The organism is Nonomuraea sp. NPDC049141 (genome assembly GCF_040648415.1).
In the GTDB taxonomy this organism is placed as follows: domain Bacteria; phylum Actinomycetota; class Actinomycetes; order Streptosporangiales; family Streptosporangiaceae; genus Nonomuraea.
Window position 1 is genome coordinate 72,351 of record NZ_JBEZDR010000010.1, and the last position, 18,590, is coordinate 90,940.

Genomic DNA, 18,590 nt, shown 5'->3' on the forward strand with positions numbered 1-18,590 from the left:
ACGATGGGCCGGGTGACTCAGCGTAAACGGATCGATTCCTGGCTTTCCGACATGGACGGCGTGCTCGTGCACGAGGGCAGGCCGGTCCCGGGCGCCGACGTGTTCATCAAAAAGCTCAGCGAGTCCGGCAAGAAATTCCGGGTGCTGACGAACAACTCCATCTACACCCAGCGCGACCTTTCGGTACGGTTGGCCGCCGCCGGCCTCGAGGTGCCCGCCGAGTCGATCTGGACCTCGGCGCTGGCCACCGCCCAGTTCCTGCACGACCAGCGGCCGGGCGGCTCCGCGTACGTGATCGGCGAGGCCGGGCTGACCACCGCGCTGCACGAGGTCGGCTACGTGCTGACCGACCTCGACCCCGACTACGTGGTGCTCGGCGAGACCCGCACCTACAGTTTCACGCAGATCACCCGGGCCATCCGCCTCATCGAGGGCGGCGCCCGCTTCATCGCCACGAACCCCGACCCGGTCGGCCCGTCCACCGAGGGTTCGCTGCCCGCCTGCGGCGCGGTCGCCGCGATGATCACCAAGGCCACCTCCGTCGACCCCTACTTCGTCGGCAAGCCCAACCCGCGGATGATGCGCAGCGCGCTCAACGAGATCGAGGCCCACAGCGAGACCACCGCGATGATCGGCGACCGGATGGACACCGACATCGTGTGCGGGATGGAGGCCGGGCTCTACACCATCCTGGTGCTCACCGGCGTGACCCAGCGCGACCAGATCGACCGCTTCCCCTACCGGCCGTCGCTGGTCGTCGACTCGGTGGCGGATCTCATCGAGCTGATCTGAACCTGACGCCGGTTGACAGGTACGCCTGGGAAGGTGGTCCGCATGACGCGCATCTACCTGGAGGTCGGCCCGAAGAAGGTCTTCGCCTGTTCGCTGGAGTGGCCCGGCTGGTGCCGCGTGGCCAAGGGCGAGGAGGCGGCCATCGACCTGCTCATGGAGTACGCGCCGCGCTACCGGGTGATCGCCGGGCGGGCCGGGCTCCGGTTCGAGCCGGGTGATCCCGTCGTGGTCGCCCGTGAGCCGGGCAGCGACATGACCGACTTCGGCGCGCCGTTCGCGATCCCCGAGCTGGACCAGGCGCCGATCGACGCCGAGACCGCGGGCCGCTGGGTGGCGCTGCTGCGCGCCGCCTGGGAGCTGTTCGACGAGGTCGCCGCCGAGTCGCCGGAGGACCTGCGCAAGGGGCCGCGGGGCGGCGGGCGCGACCTGTCGAAGGTCGTGGAGCACGTCGCGAACGCCGAGCGCGCCTACGCCAGGAAGGTGGACGTACGGCACAAGCCGTACAAGAGCCGGGAAGACCGTGACGCGATGCGCGAGGAGCTCGCCGAGGTGCTGTCACGCCCCTGGCAGCCGCCGCAGACCACCGGCTGGCCGCCCGCCTACGCCATGCGGCGGACGGCCTGGCACGTCATCGACCATCTGTGGGAGATCGAGGATCGCCGATGAGGCGCGGCAGCGCGCTGATGTTGCGCGACAGGTAGGCGGCCACGGCCTCGGGGACGACGTGCCGGGAGGTGATCTCCGTCTCGCGCAGCGGTAACCGCACGACCTCGTACTCGCCGCGCGAGGGGTCCTCGAGCTCGGGCCCGTGGCGCAGGGCCGGATCCAGGGCGACCAGGCGGCAGCCGTACACGTGCTGGGTCTTGATCCCGCCCTGCCACGGATAGGTGACCGTGGTCAGTGGCGTCACGCTCGAGACGGTCGCGCCCAGCTCCTCCAGCAGCTCCCTGTGCAGCGTGTGCTCCAGGGTCGCGTCCTGCGGCTCGACGTGGCCGCCGGGCACCGACCAGTAGACCTGGCGGCCCGGCACCGTCCGCCGGAAGATCATCAGTCGCTCGTCGTGATCGAGTAGGACGCCCCGGACACTTGGTCGCATAAGGTCACCTTATTTGGCGCCGTGACCTTCGGGTAGCCTAACTTACGGTACCGTAACTACAGGGAGACGATCTTGATGGCGATGACTCAGACGGAACTGCTGCACGAGCTCGAGCCCGTGGTCGCCGGGGAGCTTGACCGCCACAACGCGATGGCGAAGGAATGGTTCCCGCACGAGTACGTTCCGTGGAGCCAGGGCCGTGACTTCGACGGCATCTACGGCGGCGAGGCCTGGCAGGACAGCGACTCGAAGCTCCCCGAGCCCGCCCGGATCTCGCTCATCGTCAACCTCCTCACCGAGGACAACCTGCCGAGCTACCACCACGAGATCGCCACGACGTTCGGCCGTGACGGCGCCTGGGGCACCTGGGTGCAGCGCTGGACCGCCGAGGAGGACCGGCACGGCACCGCGATCCGCGACTACCTCACCGTCACCCGCGCGGTCGACCCGGTCGCGCTGGAGCGCGCCCGCATGAGGCACATGGAGGCGGGCTACGTCACTGAGTACGGCACCATGCTCCAGCAGCTCGCCTACGTCTCCTTCCAGGAGCTGGCCACCCGCATCGCGCACCGCAACACCGGCCGCGCCTCCGGCGACGAGGGCTGCGAGCGGCTGCTGGCCAGGATCGCCGCCGACGAGAACCTGCACATGCTCTTCTACCGCAACCTGCTCAAGGCCGCCTTCGAGCTGGACCCCAACCAGACCATGCGCGCCGTGACCGACGTCGTCAAAACCTTCCAGATGCCCGGCTCCAGCATCGAGGGCTTCACCCGCAAGGCCATGATCATCGCCCACGAGGGCATCTACGACCTGCGCCTGCACCTCGACGACGTGCTCATGCCGGTGCTGAAGCAGTGGGCCGTGTTCGACAAGACCGGCCTCGACGCGGGTGGCGAGCAGGCCCGCGAGGAGCTGGCCGCGTTCCTGGCCAAGACCGAGACGACGGCGGCCAGGTTCGTCGAGCGCAGGGCCGAGCGCAAGGCGCGCGCCGCCGCGCGATGACCGTGCACGTCGCCCGTGAGGCGCGCGCCGCCGCGCGATGATCGTGCGCGGGGTGATCACCAGCCGTAGCCGAAAGGCTCGCGCGGCCGGTACGGCGCCTCCAGGCGGGCCACCTCCTCAGCGGTGAGGACGAGGTCCACGGCGGCGAGCGCGTCGTCCAGGTGGCCGGGGCGCGTCGCACCCACGATCGGCGCGGCGACGGCGCCGTTTCCGGGCCCCTTGCCGAGCAGCCAGGCCAGCGCCACCTGCGCGGGCGGCACGCCACGCTCCCCGGCGACGGCCCGCAGGGCCGCCACGATCCCCTCGTCCTCCGGCGTCCGGTCCTCGTGGGCCGCCCTGGTGGTGGCCCGCCCCTCCCCTCCGGCCAGCAGACCGCGGGCGAGCGGACTGTACGGCAGCACGCCCAGGCCCTGGTCGGCGCAGTAGGGGAGCACCTCGCGCTCCTCCTCCCGGTAGGCGAGGTTGTAGCGGGTCTGCATCGCCACGAACCTGGTCAGACCAGCCGACTTCGCCGCGTGCTGCGCCTTGGCCAGCTGCCAGCCGTACATGAGGGAGGCGCCGATGTAGCGGGCCTTGCCCGCCTTGACCACGTCGTGCAGCGCCCGCATGGTCTCCTCGACGGGCGTCTCGTCGTCCCAGCGGTGGATCTGGTACAGGTCCACGTGGTCGGTGCCCAACCGGCGCAGCGAGGCGTCGATCGAGTCCAGGATGTGCTTGCGCGACAACCCCCGCTCGTTGGCTCCCTCGCCCATGGGGAAGCCGACCTTGGTCGCCAGCACGTAGTCGTCGCGACGGTCGAAGAGCCTGCGCAGCAGGCTGCCGGTGATCTCCTCACTGACGCCGCCGGAGTACATGTCGGCGGTGTCGAAGAAGGTCACCCCGCCGTCCACCGCCCGGCGCACGATCGGCTCGGCGGCCTCCTCGGGCAGGAACCAGGGCACGTCCGCAGGATCGCCATAGCTCATCATGCCCAGGCCGATCCGCGACACCTTCAGACCCGAGCTGCCCACGCGTGTGTATTCCATGGGGATCATCATCCGGCAAAGCCAGTGCTTCCCCTTGACCCGGAGATGGTCTTGGACATCCACGACATCGGGAAGGTTCCCGACTACGGGCAACACATCAACATCTCTAGGAGTGAAGGGTGAAAATCTTCGGGATCGCCGCGAGCCTCCACGCGGGATCGTTTATCAACAAATTGCTGGAGGCAACGGGCAGGGAGCTGCCCAGGGGGGTGTGCCTGGAGTGCTGGCGGGGACTCGGCGCGGTCCCGCCCTACGCGCTCGGCCCCGTACCCGAGCAGGTGGCAGGCCTGCTCCGCAAGGTCGGCGAGTGCGACGCGGTGCTGCTCACCGCGCCCGAGCACAGCCTGCTCCCGGCTGAGCTGGGCCACGCGCTGCGCTGGATGGCGACCGGCGGACGCCTGGCCGGCAAGCGCGTCGCCGTAATGAGCGCGAGCGTGCGCGCCTGCGGCGCCATGTGGGCGCAGGCCGAGCTGTTCAAGGAGCTCACCGGGGCGGGCGCGGTCGTGATGGGCAGCGAACTGGTGCTCTCGCCCACCTGCCCGCATTTCGACGACCAGGGCCGTCTGACGGCCCCCTACCTGCGTGATCAGGTACGGGAGATCGTCGGCCAGCTCTGCCCTGTGCCGCTCGCCGTACAGCCGGTGTTCTCGGCCCAGCTCGTCCTGACGGGTCGTTCGGCGTAGTCCGGCCCGTGGCCGGGTCAGGGGCTGCGGCGCAGGCGCTTGACGTCGGAGCGGAGCTTCTTGGTGGCGATGCGGCGCTCGACCGAGCCCCGGCTGGGCTTGGTGGCGCGGCGGCGCTTGGGCGGGGGCGCGATGGCCTCGCGGAGGCGCTGGGCCAGGCGCTGTTCGGCGGCCTCGCGGTTGCGCAACTGGGAGCGGTACTCCGACGCGGCGATGGTGATCGTGGGGGCGCCCAGCCGGTCGAGGGCGCGGGCCTTGAGCGCCGGTGACAGGGCCGTCGTGGCGGAGACGTCGAAGACGAGTTCCACCCGGCTGTCGGTGGTGTTGACGCCCTGGCCGCCCGGGCCGGAAGAGCGGGAGAAACGCCAGACGAGCTCGGCGTCCGGGATGACGACCGAGTCGTTGACGACCAGCGGGCCGGGCATGTCGGGGTACTCCTGTTCCTTCAACGTGGAATGTCACCGTATCTGAGCGACATATCCCTAATGCAACGGCATTTCCAATAACGGAGGTCGCTGCGATTATGGAGACAACGATCTGTGGGGGAGGCCGATTCCGTGGTGCACGTGACGGCGGCGGCCGATTCCGTGGTGCACGTGACGCCGGCACAGATAGCGCTGACGGTGCCACTGGCCATCGCCTCCGCCACGGGATTCCTCCTGCTCCGCTGCCAGGGCAGGGGCCGGCCCTTCGGCCCCGGAGGCTGGTGGCTGGCGGTCATCATCATCCTGCTGACCGGCCTGGTCTCCTCCGCTGTGGCGCTGGTGAGCGGTGGGCTGCTGAGCAATTACCTGTCCACGGTGCTGGGCGCCGTCGCGCCGGGCGGACTGTGGCTGAGCCAGGTGCGCTCCCGCGAGGACGAGCGGCGCTCGCTGGCCAAGGAGGCGGCGACGTTTTGGCTGGTGTCGCTGCTGGCCCGGCTCGACCAGGCGATGGCCGAGGACCAGCGGCGCTGGTGCGAGCGGCGGGTCGACGATTCCTGGAGCGTGTACGAGCTGAGCCTGGCCGCCAACCGCTACCACGAGCGCATCGTCGAGCGGCTCTCGCCCGAGGAGCGCAGGAAGGAACGGGTGCACGCCCGGCTGGACGCGATCGAACGGCGGCTGGACGTGGCCGCGCTGATCGAGGACGGGGCGCCGCGCTCCAAGGTGATCAACGCGCTGCGCGGCTCCCGGCAGACGCGGCTGGCAAGGTATGAGCGGTATGTCAATGACCTGACCCGGTTACACGGCATCCTCCGGCATGACGCGGAGAACGACGTCCTGCGGCTGCTGGCCTCGGCCTATCGGGCCGGGTATCGGTCGCTGCCCAGGTTCGTGCCGCCGGCGCGGTCACGGATCACCGCGCCGCTCAGGCCTCACCCATGATTCTCTTCGACGAGCAGGATGGACTCCTCCTCGGCCTCGCTGAGCGTGAACTCGATGCGGGCGCCGAGCGCTTTGACGACGGCACCGAGCGTACGGAGCGTGAGGTTCTCGTCTCCCGACAGGATCTGGCTCACCCTGCCCGGCGAAACGCCCATCGAGGCGGCCAGATCGGCGCGGGACATCTTGTGCTCCCGCATGTACCAGGTGATCTCGTCGACGGCGTCCTGGGCGAGACCGCCCGGACTCACCTCGTCGGGCGTGCTCCGGCGAAAGGCCATCACGGTCTCGCTCTCAGCGCTCGGTTCCTTGTCTCTTCACTTTAGCTCTACCTAAACCTTTAGGCAAGACTAAACCTGAAGGCGCGCTGCAAGTGAGGTGTGTCACTATCGCTCTGGAATCACGGGGTGAATGGGGAGGCGCTGTGGCGGGCATCGTCGGCGTGCACGGGATCGGCAAGTACAACTACTACGTGGCGGCGGGCAACTCCGCGACGGGGGCGGCGGAGGCGATGCGCCTCAAGTGGGACCGCTACCTGCGGGTGGCGCTCGGGGGAGAGAGCAGGACCTACTTCAGCGAGGTGGCCTACTTCTCCCACCTGCTGCACGACCGGCAGCCCCAGCAGGGCCCGCAGGCGTTCGCGGCGCTGCCGGCCCCCGCCCAGCAGGTGCTCGTCGACTGGGCCAGGAACCTGGACATGGGCGAGCGCTTCACCGGAGCGCTCAAGATGTTCACCGGGTGGCTGCTCACCCGGCTCGACAGCAGGTCGGCGGCGTTCGCGTCGCTGTTCGCGCCGGAGGTGGCGGCCTACCTGACCGATTCGGCCAGGCGCGTGAGATGCCAGGAGGCCGTGCGCGACGCGATCAGGAAGAACAGTCCGCGGGTGGTGATCGCCCATTCGCTGGGCAGCGTCGTGGCCTACGAGACGCTCTGGGCCAACCCCGACCTCGAGGTCGACCTGCTGCTCACCCTCGGCAGCCCGCTCGGCATGCGCAACGTGGTCTTCGAGCGCCTCCTGCCCGCCCCGATCAACGGCCTCGGCCGGCGGCCCACGGGCGTCAAGCGCTGGGTGAACATCGCCGACAAGGACGACATCGCCGCCATCCCGGCCAACCTGCGGGGCAGCTTCACCGGCGTGGACCTGGAAGAACGGGTCAACCTCGACTGGATCGACTTCCACACCGCCGAGAAGTACCTGGGTTGCCCGGCACTCGACCCGCATCTGCGACCATTCCTGCCATGACGTGGATTGTCTTCGACTACGGCAGCGTGCTGTCCCTGCCTCAGCCCGAGTCCGACGCCGACGAGATGGCCCGGGCGGTCAACACCGACCCCGAGGCGTTCAAGCGGCGCTACTGGGAGCACCGCCTGGAGTTCGACCGGGCGTCGCTGACCCCGGCCGCCTACTGGTCGGCGGTCCTCGGCCGGCCGGCCGCCATCGCCGAGATCGCCCGGCTGGTCGCGATGGACGTGGCGAGCTGGGCCTACCCCGACGAGGGCACGGTCGCCATCCTGAACGATCTCCTCGACCGTGGCGGCGACGTGGCCCTGCTGTCCAACGCGCCCGCCTGCGTGGCCGACGGCCTGGACGGGCTGCCCTGGATCGCGGCCATCGAGCAGCGCTTCTACAGCGGCAGGATGGGCCTGGTGAAGCCGGACCGGGAGATCTTCGACCGGATGGCGGCCGAGCTCGACGCCGACCCGGCCGAGATCGTGTTCATCGACGACCGGGCGGAGAACGTGGCCGGGGCCGAGCGCGCGGGCATGACGGGCGTCCAGTTCACCTCCGCCGAGGCCCTGCGGGAGACGCTCAAGGCGTGACACACTGCGGCGGGAGGAGGACTGATGCTGTTCATCCAGCCTTGACTCCGCAGTCACGACCGTGTCAGTCGGGCTGGACATACCTGGACCGTGGACCGCAGATCCTTCCTCGCCGCGGCGGCAGTGACCTTCCTCGCGCCGTCCCAGCAGGCCGAAGCCCAGCAGACCAGAACCCTCAGGACCGACCCCTTCACCCTCGGCGTGGCCTCCGGAGACCCGTCGACCGACGGCTTCGTCCTCTGGACCCGCCTCGCCCCGAACCCCCTGTCCGGCGACGGCCGCGGCGGCATGCCCTCTCGCGGCGTGGACGTCGACTGGCAGGTCGCCACCGACGAGCGCTTCTCGTCGATCGTCAGATCCGGTACGGCCGAGGCCCGGCCGGGCGCCGCGCACACCGTCCACATCGAGGTCGCGGGCCTGGAGCCGGGACGCGACTACTTCTACCGGTTCAGGAGCGAAGGCAGGCTCTCACCCGCCGGCCGGACCAGGACCACACCGACGGGTGAGCGGCCGCTGACGTTCGCGGTCGCCGCGTGCGCGCACTACGAGCACGGCTACTACACCGCCTACCGGCGGCTGGCCGAGCAGGAGCCCGAGCTGGTGGTGTTCCTGGGCGACTACATGTACGAGTACGGCCCCAGCGGCTACACCGCGCTGGCCGGGCGGGTCCGCACGCACACGCCGGGCAAGTGCGAGACGCTGGCCGACTACCGGCTGCGGCACGCCCAGTACAAGAGCGACCACGACCTCCAGCGGGCGCACGCGGTGGCGCCGTGGCTGGTGGCCTTCGACGACCACGAGGTGGAGAACAACTGGGCCGCGTCCGTCTCCAGCACCGGCGCCCCCGGCTTCGCCCGGCGCCGGGCGGACGCCTTCAGGGCGTACTACGAGAACATGCCGCTGCGCCGGGCCAGCGTGCAGGGCGCGGTGCTGCGGGTGAACCGGCGCGTCTCGTGGGGGTCGCTGGCCCGCTTCCACCTGCTCGACACGCGGCAGTTCCGTGACGACCAGGCCTGCCTGGACGGGGTACGCGCCAGGTGCGACGACCGGCTGGCGGCCAAGCGCACGCTGCTGGGCGCCGACCAGTGGCGCTGGCTGGAGGACGGCCTGCGCGAGTCCGGCACCCGGTGGAACCTGCTCGGCCAGCAGATCCTGATGGCGCAGCGCGACTACAAGGTGGGGCCGGGCCGCGAGGTGAACCTGGACTCATGGGACGGGTACGCCGCCGAGCGGACCCGGCTGCTGGGCTCGCTGTCCGGCACCTCGAACCCGGTCGTGCTGACCGGCGACGCCCACATGCACCACCTGGCCGACCTCAAGACCGACTTCGACGACCCCGACTCGCCCGTGGTGGCCAGAGAGCTGGTGACCTCGTCGATCGCCAGCGACGGGGACGGGTATCGGGACAAGACGTGGATCGCCGAGGCGTTGCAGGAGAACCCGCACATCTCCTACATCGACCAGCGGCGGGGCTACATCATGGCCAAGGTCACTCGTGACGATATCTCGGTGGATTACCGGACGCTGGATTACATCTCCCGCAAGGGCGCCCCCGCCAAGACCGCCCACAGCCTGACGATCCCCGCCACCGCCCATGCCCGAACCTGAACGTCTGCTGGGAAAGGGCTGAGGGTTCGCTCAACGCAGAAGCGGCCGAGCCACCGAGGTGGCCCGGCCGGGGGTCGTCAGCTCTCCGGCCAGCTGGTGTCCGGGAACTCGCCCGTGGCGCTGCCCGCCATCACCACCTGATCGCTCTCACTGAGGCCTGAGGTGATCTCCACGTACTGGTCCCCGCGCACCCCGGTACGCACCACCCGCGCCGAGTCGTGCCCGCCCGAGCGCACGGTGACCACGCTCGTACCGTCCGCGCGGCTCTTCACCGCCTCGGCCGGCACGTAGATCCCGTCGTCGGCCGTGCCCGTCGTCACCGACACCGAGGCCGTCTGCCCGAGCATCAGCCCGCGCGGCGGCTTGTCGAAGGCGAGCGTCACCGAGTAGCGGACGAGCTTGTCGCTCACGGTGGCGGTCGGCGCGATGCGGGTGACCTTGCCCGTGTACTTCTCCGAGCCGCGCGTGGCCAGGGTGATGCTCGCTTCCTGGCCGAGTTTGAGCTTGTTCACGTCGGATTCGGTGACCATCGCGTCGACCTGGAGCTCGTTCAGGTCGCCGAGGCTGATGAACGTGCTGGTGCCCGCCGTGTCGCCGACCGATCCGGCCACCGACAGGACCGTGCCCGAGGCGGGGGCCACGATCCGGGTGCCGCGTACCTCGTCGGCGGCCTGCTCAAGGGCGGCCTGGGCGCGGTCCACGTTCGCACTGGCCTGGTCCTCGCTGATGCCGCCCTTGCCGTTCGCGCCGCCGCAGGGGCTGCCGCCCTGGGACTGGCGGGCTCCCGGCGTGGCCTTTCCGGTGGGCCTGCCCGAGGCGCCGGGCTTTCCGGTGGGTTTCCCCGTGGCCTTACCGGTGGGTTTCCCTGTGGCCTTGCCGGTCGGCTTGGCGGAGGACTTGCCCGTGGGTTTGGCGGAGGGCTTGGCGGAGGGTTTGGCGGTGGCGCTGCCGGTCGGCGAGGCCGATGGCCGGCCGCCGTCCGGGGTGGCCGTCACGGTCGCGGTGACAGTCGCCGTGGCCGTGACGGTCACCGTGACCGTGGGCTGCGGCTCGTGGCCGCTCGGCGTGGGCTCCGGGGTCGGCGTCCAGGTGGGCCGGGGGGTCGGGGTCGTGGCCGGGGTGAGCGCGGTGGCGGGGGCGGCGATGGGCGCCGCCGAGGGGCCGAAGGCGCCCTTGGCGGCGACCGCCCCCACGACCGAGGTGGACGTGCCGCTGCTGCTCGGCGAGCACGTGGCCGTACTGGTGGCGGCGGTCGTGGCGGTGGTCAGGGCCTCCTCGGCGGCGGCCAGGTCGGCGGCGGCGGCCGTGTAGCCCTCGCGTGCCGCCGTGCCGTCCACCCGGGCCAGCACCTGCCCCTTCTTCACCTTGGCGCCGACCTTGACGTAGATCTTGGTCACCGTTCCAGAGCCACCGAATCCCAGGTCGCGCCGCGAGCCGTCCACGGTGTTGCCCGCGGCCGTGACGGAGGCGGTGACGACGCCCCGCTTGGCGGCTGCCAGCCGTACCTGGGCGGCGGGCTCCGGATCGTCGCGGAGCGCCAGCACCAGGCCGGAGCCGGCCACCAGGACGGCAAGGGCGAGCCCGCCTAGCTTGAGCGCCTTAGGCGGGAAAGTCGGTCTCATGGAGGCCCATCATGGCGTGAGCAGGTTAGTACGGGGCTGCGAGGCAGCTCAGAGTTGTCTGTGTGTCTCCAGAGGCGTCCACTTTGTCAGCGAACCTTCAGCTAGCTCGCGGCTGTAGCGCAGACTGGTGTGCAAGGGTCACCGGCTGTGAAGGTGTCGACAAGGCGCAGAGCGCTGATAACCAACGGGGCCCTAGGCGTGCTCCTGCTGGGCGGTGTCGCGTTCGCGTACGCCCAGCTCGGCGGCACGGAAGAGGTGGCCAGTGAGACGGCCACCCGGACGGTGACCGCCGGGCGCGGCACCGTGACCGCCTCGGTGTCCGCCTCGGGCGCGGTGGAGAGCTCCAGGAGCAGAACGCTCGCGTTCGGGACGAGCGGGACCGTCGAGCGCATCTACGTCAAGGCAGGAGACAAGGTCCGCAAGGACGACATCCTGGCCAAGCTTGACGACGCGGCGGCGGAGGAGAACCTGTCGGCCGCGCGCGCCACGTACAACAGCGCCGTCGACGACGGGACCTCGACCGCCCAGCTCTACGCCGCCTACATCAAGGCGCGCAACGCCTACCGGGAGGCCCAGCGAACGGCCACGGCGACAGTGCTGAGAGCGCCGTTCGCCGGCACGGTCACGGCCGTGAACGGCGCCGTCGGCGGCTCCTCCAACGGATCCGGGACCTCCAGCGGCACCTCGACCCAGAGCACCAGCCAGAGCGGGCAGAGCGGCCAGTCCGGAAGCGGATCGGGGTCCGGGTTCATCGACCTGGCCGACACCGGCAAGCTCCAGCTCGTCGGCACCTTCACCGAGTCGGACGTCAGCAAGCTCAAGGTCGGCCAGGCGGCCACCGTCACGTTCGACGCGCTGCCGGGCGTCACCGCCACCGGCAAGGTCACCCAGATCGAGCCGGTCGCCTCCACCAGCAACAACGTCGTGCAGTATCCGGTGACGATCTCCTTCACCAAGGTCCCCAAACAGGTGCGCCTGGGGCAGACCACCACCGTCGAGGTCGTGACCGGCGAGGCGGAGAACGTCATCACCGTCCCGTCCACCGCGCTCTCCACCAGCGGCGGCCAGAACACGGTCACCCTGCTCAAGAACGGCCAGCAGGTCAGAACCCCGGTCGAGGTGGGCGTACAGGGCGCCTCGCTGACCGAGATCAAGTCGGGCGTCTCCGAAGGAGACCAGATCGTCCCGCCCGCCACGTCCACCACCACGGGCACCGGCAACCAGCGGCAGGGCGGCTTCGGCGGCGGCTTCCCGGGCGGCGGCGGCGTGCCGGGAGGCGGGCGATGACGGCTCCCGTCCTGAGCGTGCAGAACCTGGTCAAGGAGTACGGCGAGGGCGACGCCAGGGTAAGGGCGCTGCGCGGGGTGAACCTCGACGTCGAGCAGGGCGACTACCTCGCCATCATGGGCGCCTCCGGCTCCGGCAAGTCGACGCTGATGAACATCCTCGGCTGCCTGGACGTGCCCACCACAGGCCGCTACCTGATCGACGGCGCGGACGTCGGGCAGCTCGACGAGCACCAGCTCGCCAAACTACGCAACCGCCGGGTCGGCTTCGTCTTCCAGTCGTTCAACCTCATCCCGCGCATGAGCGCGCTGGCCAACGTCGAGCTGCCGCTGGTCTACGGCGGCATCGGCCAGGCCGAACGGCGCAGGCGCGCGCTGGCCGCGCTGGAGCAGGTCGGCCTCACGGACCGCATCCACCACGAGCCCAACCAGCTCTCCGGCGGCCAGCAGCAACGCGTCGCCGTGGCCAGGGCGCTCATCACCGCCCCCGCCCTGCTGCTGGCCGACGAGCCCACCGGCAACCTCGACACCGCCTCCACGCAGGACGTTCTGGAGATCATGGACAGGCTCAGCGAGTCGGGCCGCACGATCGTGCTCATCACGCACGAGAACGACGTGGCGGCGCACGCCAAGCGGGTCATCAGGCTGGTGGACGGCGAGATCGTGGAAGACGTCCGGCAGGGCCCGCTCGAGGGGCCGCCGCCGCGGATGGCGGAGGTCGCCCGATGAACCAGCTCGAGATCCTGCGCTTCGCCCTGCGCGGGCTGCTGGCCAACAAGATGCGCAGCTCGCTGACCACGCTCGGCATCCTCATCGGCGTCGCCGCGGTCATCCTGCTCGTCGCCGTGGGCGAGGGCTCCTCGCAGAGCATCCAGAAGAACATCCAGCGGCTCGGCGCCAACACGCTGACGATCTCCCCGTCCTTCTCGGGCGGTGGCGGGGGCGGCGGCGGTGGCGGATTCGCGCGGGCCGGCGGCGGCGGTGGCGCGCCCGGCGGCGGGCAGAACACCGGCCCGCGTACCCAGGCCAGGCAGCTCACCCTCGCCGACGCCAAGGCCCTGACCGACAAGACGGTGGCGCCGTCGGTCGCGTCGGTCTCGCCGGTCGTGACCGCCTCCTCGGCCGCCACCACCTACGGGGCGGCCAGCCACTCGATCTCCCAGCTCATCGGCACCTACCCGAGCTACTTCGAGGCCACGAACAAGCCGGTGACCAAGGGCACGTACTTCTTCAACGACGACGTGCTGGCCGCCAGGAAGGTCGTGGTGCTCGGGCAGACCGTGGTCGAGGAGCTGTTCGGCACCCTCGACCCGATCGGCAAGCAGGTGACGATCTCCGGCGTGCCGTTCACGGTCGTCGGCGTGCTGAAGGAGAGCGGGTCGACCGGCGGGCAGCAGGACGCCGACGACGTGGCCATCGCGCCGCTGCCGGCCGTACAGCAGAGCCTGACCGGGTTCGGCTCGCTCAACTCGATCGTCGTGCAGGCGAGCGGCTCGACGGCGACGGAGTCGGCGCAGTCCGAGGTCACGGGCGTACTCAACCAGCGGCACGGCATCACCGGCACCGCCTCGGCCGACTTCCGGATACTCAACCAGGCCACCCTGCAGGAGACCGTCAGCGCGGCGACCGGCACGTTCACCGTGCTGCTCGGCGCGGTCGCGGCGATCTCGCTGCTGGTCGGCGGCATCGGCATCACCAACATCATGCTGGTGACCGTCACGGAGCGGACCAGGGAGATCGGCATCCGCAAGGCCATCGGTGCGCCCAGGAGCGCGATCCTGGGTCAGTTCCTGATGGAGGCCACGCTGCTGAGCCTGGTCGGCGGGCTGTCCGGGGTGCTGGTGGCGTTCCTGGGCACCCGCTTCACCATCGCGGGCATCGAGCCGGTGCTCGTCCCGTCCTCGGTCGCGCTCGCGCTGGGCGTGTCCGTCGGCATCGGCTTGTTCTTCGGCAGCTATCCCGCCAACAGAGCCGCCAAGTTGAGGCCGATCCAGGCCCTGCGCCACGAGTGACAGACCCCCCCCGAAGGAGACAGAAATGGCCAAACTTGACGGCTCGCCCTACCCCGACGATCTGAACAGCGAACTGGCCGTCCAGCCGCGCAAGCCGCTGTCGAAGGTGACGCTCGGACTGATCGCGGGCGTGGTGCTGGTGGCCGGGGTGGTGATCGGCATCCAGGTACAGAAGGCGATGGGCGCGCCCGCCACGGCCGCCGCCGGCCAGCAGGGCTTCGGCAGGCAAGGTGGGATGCCCGGCGGCTACGGCCAGCAGCCGGGCGGCAGAGGACAGATGCCGGGCGGGTACGGTCAGAGGATGGGCGGCGCCGGTGGCGGCGGCACCGTGGGCACCGTCGAGAAGGTCGAAGGCGGCAAGATCTACGTCAAGACCATGGATGGCACCACGGTCACGGTCACCACCACCGACGCGACCACGGTTCAGGTGACCAAACCGGGCAAGCTGGCCGACCTGCAGACCGGCACCACTGTCGTGGTGCGCGGCGAGAAGGGCGGGGACGGCTCGGTGGCCGCCACCTCGATCAGTCAGGGGGGAGGCGGCAGATGACCGAGCCGGAGGCCAGGCTGCTGGTGGTGGATGACGAGCCCAACATCAGGGAGCTGTTCTCCGCCAGCCTGCGGATGGCCGGGTTCGAGGTGCTCACGGCGGCCGACGGCAAGGAGGCCCTGCGGGTGGCCGAGCAGACCACGCCCGACCTGGTCATGCTCGACGTGATGCTGCCCGACCTCGACGGCCTGGCGGTCGCGGGCAGGCTGCGGTCGCGTGGCCGACGGGTCCCGGTGCTGTTCGTCACCGCCAAGGACACGCCGGAGGACCGGCTCGCCGGGCTCGGGCTCGGCGAGGACTACGTGACCAAGCCGTTCAGCCTGGAGGAGGTCATCGCCCGGATCCGGGCGGTGCTGCGCAGGACCAGGCGCGGCACGCCGCCGCCGAACCGGCTGCGGATCGCCGACCTGGAGCTGGACGAGGAGACGCACGAGGTGTGGCGCGACGGCGTCCAGGTGCGGCTGTCGCCCACCGAATACCGGCTGCTGCTGTACTTCATGCTCAACGCGGGACGGGTGCTGTCCAAGACGCAGATCCTCGACCACGTCTGGAACGGCGACTGGCGCACCGACGTCGGGCTGGTCGAGTCGTACGTCTCCTACCTGCGCCGCAAAGTCGACACCGGCGAGCGGAGATACCTGCACACACTGCGCGGCGTCGGCTACATCCTGCGCCCGCCCAAGGATTGAGCCCGGCCGGGAAATGACATGAGGAGGTATCTCGCGCGGACGCCGCTCTGGCTGCGTCTCGTCTCGGCCACCCTGCTGATGGTCACGCTGGCCATCACGCTGACCGGGCTGTTCGCCGTACGGCTGCTGCGCGGTTATCTCGTCGAGCGCGTCGACCAGCAGCTACGTGCCGCCAGCACGCCGTGGCGCGCCGCTCCGCCGCCTCCCGAACCGCAGCTGCGCCCGCAGCCGCAGCGTTTCTACGGCCTGTTCCACTCGGTGCTCGTCGACCCGACCGGCGCCAAGATCAGGACCATGACCGAGTCGACCGAGACTCACACCCCGAAGCTGCCCAGGCTCACCACCGCCGACGTCGCGCGCATTGCCGGGCAGCCCTTCACCGTCGAATCGCAGGCCGCCGACGGCCCCTCCTGGCGGGCCGTCGCCATGCCGGGCCGCGACGGCGACAGCAGGATCATCGCGATCAGCCTGGGCGACCTGGACGACACGGTCTCCCAGCTGCTGCTGATCGTGGCGGTCGGGGGCGGCGGGACGCTCGTGGTGCTCGGCGTCGCCTGTTACTGGCTCGTACGGCGGAGCCTGCGCCCCTTGGGCGAGATCGAGCGGACCGCCCGCCACATCGCGGACGGCGATCTGTCACGCCGTGTACCGCTCTGGGCGGGCACCACCGAGGTCGGCAAGCTCGGCCGGGCCCTGAACGGCATGCTCGGCCGGATCGAGGTGGCCGTGCGGGAGCGCGAGGCGGCGGCCGAGTCGGCGCGCGAGTCGGCCAGGGCGGCGCGGCGCTCGGAGGAGCTGACCCGCCGGTTCATGGCCGACGCCTCGCACGAGCTGCGGACCCCGCTCACCTCGATCAGGGGGTTCGCCGAGCTGTTCCGGCTCGGGATGGACAAGGACCTGACGGAGGCGACCCGGCTGCTGAGCCGGATCGAGGGGCAGGCCGCGCGGATGGGCCTGCTGGTCGAGGACATGCTGCTGCTGGCCAGGCTCGACCAGCGCCGCGAGCTCGACGCGCGGCCCGTCGACGTGCTCAGCGTCGCCGCCACCGCCGTGATCGACGCCCAGACGCTCGCGCCCGACCGGAAGATCGAGCTGGTCATGCTGTACGGGAGCGAGGGGCCGGTGCTCGTGACCGGTGACGAGCTGCGGCTCGGGCAGGTGCTGGGGAACCTGGTGGGCAACGCGCTCTCGCACACCCCGCCGGGCACGGCCTTCACCGTCGGGGTGGGAGCTCGTGACGGGCAGGCCGTCGTCGAGGTGACCGACGAGGGGCCCGGGTTCTCGCCGGAGGTGGCCGAGCGGGTGTTCGAGCGGTTCTACCGGGCCGATCCGGCGCGCAGCACCGGCGGTGCCGGGCTGGGGCTGTCGATCGCCGCCACGCTCGTCGAGGCGCACGGCGGCAGCGTCTCCGCGTCGAGCGTGCCGGGCAAGGGCGCCACCTTCCGCGTCACGCTCCCGCTCGCCCCGTCCCAGGTCGCTCCACCTCGGGTGAAGGGCTCTCTTCAGCCGAACGCGTAGCTTCGGTCGATCGCTCGGCCTCAGCCTGAGTCTCGGGCTCAGCCTGAGTCTCGGCCTCAGCCTGAGTCTCGGCCTCAGCCTGAGTCTCGGCCTTAGCCGAAGGCGTAGCCGTACAGACCGGGGCCGCTGCTGAGCTCGCGGACCTTTCCTGGCCGCAGTCCGGGACGGGTGCCCGGCTGGCGCGAGCCCGGCACGTACAGCACCTTGCCCTGGTCCGGCGCCGCCACCACCAGCCCGAACAGCGGACGCTCCTTGGTGAGCGACCGGTAGCGCCCGCCGAGCGCGGGCAGCGCGGCCAGCGACGCGCCGAAGTCCCGCCCCTTGCCCTTGATCAGCAGGTTGCCGTCCTTGGTCAGCCCGCCCTTCCTGGCTCCGGCCAGCACCTGGACCCCCTTCTCGCCGGGTACGCCGACGGCCAGCTCGTCGTCGCCGTCTCCGTTGAAGTCCCCGGCCGCCAGCGCGGCGCCGAACCTGTCGTAGTAGCGCGGCTCACCCTTGAGCAGCCGCTGCGTCCACATCTCCGACCGCGCGCCGCGCAGCAGCCCGCTCCCGTTCCCGTACAGGACGTGCACGGCTCCGTCGCCGTAGTCCATCGCCCGCTGGTTGGCGCTCAGCCCCTCGCCGGGTACGCCGACGACCAGGTCGGAGTGCCCGTCGGCGTCGAAGTCGCCGGTCGTGAGCGCCGCCCCGAACGCGTCCCACTTCTCGGCTGCGCCCTTGATCCCGGAGCTGCTCTGCGTCAGGAGCCGGGCCCGCTTGGCCCGCACGTCGACGACGGTGACCGAGCCCTGGCCGTCCTGGGTGACGCTGTCGGCGGGCGCGCCCACGGCCAGCTCGTCGCGCCCGTCGCCGTCGAAGTCGCCAGTCGCCAGCGCCGCGCCCCACTGGTCCGTCACGTTCGCCGCCTGCCGGATCCACGGCGTCTTCTGCGTGATCTGGTACGGCTTGCGGCCCTTCATCCAGTAGATCGTGACGCCCCCGCCCGTACGGTGGCCGGGAGCGCCCACCACGAGCTCGTCGCGCCCGTCGCCGTCGAGGTCGCCGGCCGCCAGCGACGCCCCGAACCGGTCGCTCGACGGCTTGGCCGGCGCCAGCTCCTTGCCCGGCCGCAGGCCCGCGGGTGAGCCGTGGAACAGCTCGACGACGCCGTTGCCGTCGGCCCCCGGCACGCGCTCGCCTGCGAACTCCTCCGACACGCCCACCGCCAGGTCGGCGCACCGGTCGCCGTCGAAGTCACCGACCGCGAGCGCGGAGCCGAACGAGTCGCCCGGCTCGGCGCCCTCCTGGGTCAGCTTCACCTTCTGGCCGTTGCCGTAGACGATCGTCACAGAACCGGCCCGCTGGTTGTCGTACGGGGCGGCCACCGCCAGATCGGGACGGCCGTCGCCGTCGAAGTCGGAAGGGGATCCGCCGCATGACGGAGCCGCGGTGTGGGTCGTACCCGAAACCAGGGGGAGAACCAGGCAGGCGGCTAGCAGAGCGTTCATCTAAATAGTGGCGCGGACCCGGTCCTTCAGGGCCG

At 70.7% G+C, this 18,590-nt stretch carries 20 protein-coding genes; 14 read left to right on the forward strand and 6 right to left on the reverse strand.

The window, feature by feature from the left end; genetic code table 11:
- Positions 1-3 precede the first annotated feature (3 nt).
- Positions 4-792 (forward strand): HAD-IIA family hydrolase, encoded by a 789-nt coding sequence (locus AB0B91_RS29395; protein ID WP_358326309.1) that lies wholly within the window; start codon positions 4-6, stop codon positions 790-792.
- A gap of 42 nt (positions 793-834) precedes the next feature.
- On the forward strand, positions 835-1,458 hold the full coding sequence (locus AB0B91_RS29400; protein ID WP_358326311.1) for a hypothetical protein: 624 nt from the start codon (positions 835-837) through the stop codon (positions 1,456-1,458).
- On the opposite strand, the gene AB0B91_RS29405 is transcribed toward AB0B91_RS29400, so the two are convergent.
- On the reverse strand, positions 1,421-1,888 hold the full coding sequence (locus AB0B91_RS29405) for an NUDIX hydrolase (RefSeq protein ID WP_358326314.1): 468 nt from the start codon (positions 1,886-1,888) through the stop codon (positions 1,421-1,423). The genes AB0B91_RS29400 and AB0B91_RS29405 overlap by 38 nt on opposite strands.
- A gap of 75 nt (positions 1,889-1,963) precedes the next feature.
- Here AB0B91_RS29405 and AB0B91_RS29410 point away from each other — a divergent pair, with 75 nt between their 5' ends.
- Complete coding sequence (locus AB0B91_RS29410; RefSeq protein ID WP_358327077.1) at positions 1,964-2,890, forward strand: acyl-ACP desaturase; 927 nt, start codon at positions 1,964-1,966, stop codon at positions 2,888-2,890.
- Between the two features lie 56 nt (positions 2,891-2,946).
- On the opposite strand, the gene AB0B91_RS29415 is transcribed toward AB0B91_RS29410, so the two are convergent.
- Entirely contained in the window at positions 2,947-3,915 is a 969-nt protein-coding gene (locus AB0B91_RS29415; protein ID WP_358326317.1) for an aldo/keto reductase, read from the reverse strand.
- A 119-nt stretch (positions 3,916-4,034) separates the two neighbouring features.
- Here AB0B91_RS29415 and AB0B91_RS29420 point away from each other — a divergent pair, with 119 nt between their 5' ends.
- Complete coding sequence (locus AB0B91_RS29420) at positions 4,035-4,598, forward strand: NAD(P)H-dependent oxidoreductase (RefSeq protein ID WP_358326319.1); 564 nt, start codon at positions 4,035-4,037, stop codon at positions 4,596-4,598.
- A 17-nt stretch (positions 4,599-4,615) separates the two neighbouring features.
- On the opposite strand, the gene arfB is transcribed toward AB0B91_RS29420, so the two are convergent.
- Entirely contained in the window at positions 4,616-5,023 is a 408-nt protein-coding gene (gene arfB / locus AB0B91_RS29425; protein ID WP_358327079.1) for an alternative ribosome rescue aminoacyl-tRNA hydrolase ArfB, read from the reverse strand.
- A 114-nt stretch (positions 5,024-5,137) separates the two neighbouring features.
- Here arfB and AB0B91_RS29430 point away from each other — a divergent pair, with 114 nt between their 5' ends.
- On the forward strand, positions 5,138-5,965 hold the full coding sequence (locus tag AB0B91_RS29430) for a hypothetical protein (protein WP_358326322.1): 828 nt from the start codon (positions 5,138-5,140) through the stop codon (positions 5,963-5,965).
- Here the strand turns inward: AB0B91_RS29430 and AB0B91_RS29435 are convergent.
- Positions 5,956-6,243: a helix-turn-helix transcriptional regulator gene (locus AB0B91_RS29435; protein WP_358326325.1), complete on the reverse strand. Its 288-nt coding sequence runs from the start codon at positions 6,241-6,243 to the stop codon at positions 5,956-5,958. The genes AB0B91_RS29430 and AB0B91_RS29435 overlap by 10 nt on opposite strands.
- A gap of 143 nt (positions 6,244-6,386) precedes the next feature.
- Here AB0B91_RS29435 and AB0B91_RS29440 point away from each other — a divergent pair, with 143 nt between their 5' ends.
- The 3 genes from AB0B91_RS29440 to AB0B91_RS29450 all read left to right on the forward strand — a co-directional run bounded on the left by AB0B91_RS29440 (position 6,387) and on the right by AB0B91_RS29450 (position 9,391).
- On the forward strand, positions 6,387-7,205 hold the full coding sequence (locus tag AB0B91_RS29440) for a hypothetical protein (RefSeq protein WP_358326328.1): 819 nt from the start codon (positions 6,387-6,389) through the stop codon (positions 7,203-7,205).
- Positions 7,202-7,783: an HAD family phosphatase gene (locus AB0B91_RS29445; protein ID WP_358326330.1), complete on the forward strand. Its 582-nt coding sequence runs from the start codon at positions 7,202-7,204 to the stop codon at positions 7,781-7,783. Before AB0B91_RS29440 ends, AB0B91_RS29445 begins: the two co-directional genes overlap by 4 nt.
- Before the next feature lie 90 nt (positions 7,784-7,873).
- Positions 7,874-9,391, forward strand: coding sequence for an alkaline phosphatase D family protein (locus tag AB0B91_RS29450; protein ID WP_358326333.1), 1,518 nt, complete (start codon positions 7,874-7,876; stop codon positions 9,389-9,391).
- Positions 9,392-9,468: 77 nt separating this feature from the next.
- Here AB0B91_RS29450 and AB0B91_RS29455 read toward each other — a convergent pair whose 3' ends face one another.
- Positions 9,469-11,013 carry an efflux RND transporter periplasmic adaptor subunit gene (locus AB0B91_RS29455; protein ID WP_358326336.1) on the reverse strand — a complete coding sequence of 515 codons (1,545 nt, stop codon included), beginning with the start codon at positions 11,011-11,013 and terminating at the stop codon, positions 9,469-9,471.
- Between the two features lie 198 nt (positions 11,014-11,211).
- Here AB0B91_RS29455 and AB0B91_RS29460 point away from each other — a divergent pair, with 198 nt between their 5' ends.
- The 6 genes from AB0B91_RS29460 to AB0B91_RS29485 are packed head-to-tail and all read left to right on the forward strand — an operon-like array spanning position 11,212 to position 17,068.
- Positions 11,212-12,300 (forward strand): efflux RND transporter periplasmic adaptor subunit, encoded by a 1,089-nt coding sequence (locus AB0B91_RS29460; protein ID WP_358326339.1) that lies wholly within the window; start codon positions 11,212-11,214, stop codon positions 12,298-12,300.
- Positions 12,297-13,028: an ABC transporter ATP-binding protein gene (locus AB0B91_RS29465; RefSeq protein WP_358326342.1), complete on the forward strand. Its 732-nt coding sequence runs from the start codon at positions 12,297-12,299 to the stop codon at positions 13,026-13,028. Before AB0B91_RS29460 ends, AB0B91_RS29465 begins: the two co-directional genes overlap by 4 nt.
- The gene (locus AB0B91_RS29470) at positions 13,025-14,311 is read left to right on the forward strand and encodes an ABC transporter permease (protein WP_358326345.1); all 1,287 of its coding nucleotides are present in this window, start codon (positions 13,025-13,027) and stop codon (positions 14,309-14,311) included. The genes AB0B91_RS29465 and AB0B91_RS29470 overlap by 4 nt, the downstream gene beginning before the upstream one ends.
- A gap of 25 nt (positions 14,312-14,336) precedes the next feature.
- Positions 14,337-14,861, forward strand: a complete 525-nt coding sequence (locus AB0B91_RS29475; protein WP_358326348.1) for a hypothetical protein — start codon at positions 14,337-14,339, stop codon at positions 14,859-14,861.
- Positions 14,858-15,550, forward strand: coding sequence for a response regulator transcription factor (locus tag AB0B91_RS29480; RefSeq protein WP_358326351.1), 693 nt, complete (start codon positions 14,858-14,860; stop codon positions 15,548-15,550). Before AB0B91_RS29475 ends, AB0B91_RS29480 begins: the two co-directional genes overlap by 4 nt.
- 18 nt (positions 15,551-15,568) lie before the next feature.
- Entirely contained in the window at positions 15,569-17,068 is a 1,500-nt protein-coding gene (locus tag AB0B91_RS29485) for a HAMP domain-containing sensor histidine kinase (protein WP_358326353.1), read from the forward strand.
- Positions 17,069-17,160: 92 nt separating this feature from the next.
- Here the strand turns inward: AB0B91_RS29485 and AB0B91_RS29490 are convergent, their stop codons facing one another.
- Positions 17,161-18,555 (reverse strand): FG-GAP and VCBS repeat-containing protein, encoded by a 1,395-nt coding sequence (locus AB0B91_RS29490; RefSeq protein WP_358326356.1) that lies wholly within the window; start codon positions 18,553-18,555, stop codon positions 17,161-17,163.
- Between the last annotated feature and the right edge of the window lie 35 nt (positions 18,556-18,590).